The organism is Sphingobium olei, from assembly GCF_042678845.1.
GTDB classification, from domain to species: Bacteria; Pseudomonadota; Alphaproteobacteria; order Sphingomonadales; family Sphingomonadaceae; genus Sphingobium; species Sphingobium olei.
Window position 1 is genome coordinate 1 of the sequence record NZ_JBHTLS010000044.1, and the last position, 1,515, is coordinate 1,515.

The following is a 1,515-nucleotide window of genomic DNA, read 5'->3' on the forward strand; positions in this document are numbered from 1 at the left end:
CTTAGACCCCATGACTGCCCGAGCCTCGGAGGCTCGAATCTGAGATGCTGATGATGGATTTTTCAGCAGCGGAGGCGAGTCATGACGGACGCAGTGAAATACGTTGGTCTGGACGTGCATAAGGAAACCATTGCGGTCGCTGTTGCCGATGGACAGCGCGGAGGCGAGGTGCGTTTCATCGGAACAGTCGCCAACGAAGACGATGCGGTCAGAAAGCTGGTCAAGCGACTAACGGGACCGGGCGTTACGTTGAACGTCTGCTACGAAGCTGGTCCCTGTGGCTATGGCCTGCATCGGTTGCTGACGAAGCTGGGGCAGGATTGCATTGTCATCGCCCCCTCAATGATGCCGCGACGCCCGGGCGACCATGTGAAGACGGACCGACGTGACGCGATGACACTGGCGCGGCTGCTACGCGCCGGCGAACTCACCGCGATCTGGGTGCCGGACGAAGCGCATGAGGCGGTACGCGATCTCATCCGCGCTCGGCGAAATGCGCAGGACGATGCCATCGGGGCCAAGCAAACGGTGCGCAGCTTCCTGTTGCGTCATGATCGTCGTTTCGACGGCAAGGCCGCCTGGACGAAAATGTACTGGCGGTGGTTGTCCGAGCAGCGGTTCGATTTTCCCCACCAACAGCTGGCATTCGAGGAAATGCAGAAGCGGGTGCTGGAGGCGCAGGCGCGAGTGGGACGGCTCGAGGCAGCATTGGCCGAAGCGGTGGATGCATGGTGTTTCGCGCCGCTGGTCCGCAATCTGCAGGTCCTGCGCGGTATCAGGCTGGTCAGCGCTGCGACGCTGGTCGCTGAAGTAGGCGATCTCACCCGCTTCGACAATCCTAAGCAGTTGATGGCGTATCTTGGCTTGGTGCCGACCGAGCACTCCAGCGGCGCCCGGACCAAGCGAGGCCGGATCACCCGCGCGGGCAACGCGCAGGCACGAACCATGCTGATCGAGGCGGGCTGGTCGTATCGGCTGCCCGCTCGCGAGGAACGGCGCTACCGTGAGCGGGTCATCGACTTGCCCGAGGACATCCAGGCAATCGGGTGGAAGGCACAGGTTCGCCTGTCTCAGCGCTACCGTCGCCTAGCAGCCACCGGCAAGCCGCAGCCGAAGGTGACCACTGCGATCGCGCGTGAACTGGTCGGCTATGCCTGGGACATCGCCCGTCGGGTGTCACCGGCGGTCGCTGGCTGATCCACGCACAACGATCACGAGAGGAGGCGCCAGCGCATCACCTGCATAGCCTTGGCCGGCGTGCCGCGGGCACCCGACTGTGATGGGCAATCCGCGGTGTACGGTGGGGCAGGTTCGTCCGACGCCCGAACTTAGACGGAGGATAGGCCCAGCGACGGATACGGGTAGTGCGGTAACCAACCCGCGGATGAGAGCATGATCAATCGTCGTCGATCAGGCGTCCGCGGCACACCCGCCAAGGTCAATGCGAACGCTGGTCTTGCGGCCAGCGAAGGGGTAAACTCGGGCAGTATCTCGGATGGCAGTCATGAGAGCGTA

At 63.2% G+C, this 1,515-nt stretch carries 1 protein-coding gene; it reads left to right on the forward strand.

The genetic code is table 11. From position 1 onward, the window contains the following. The first annotated feature begins 81 nt into the window (after positions 1-81). Positions 82-1,197 carry an IS110 family transposase gene (locus tag ACFQ24_RS03960; RefSeq protein ID WP_380909154.1) on the forward strand — a complete coding sequence of 372 codons (1,116 nt, stop codon included), beginning with the start codon at positions 82-84 and terminating at the stop codon, positions 1,195-1,197. The last annotated feature ends 318 nt before the right edge of the window (positions 1,198-1,515 follow it).

Coding starts and splice junctions, on each gene's coding strand:
- ACFQ24_RS03960 (WP_380909154.1), top strand. CDS start 82: ATGACGGACGCAGTGAAATACGTTGGTCTGGACGTGCATAAGGAAACC.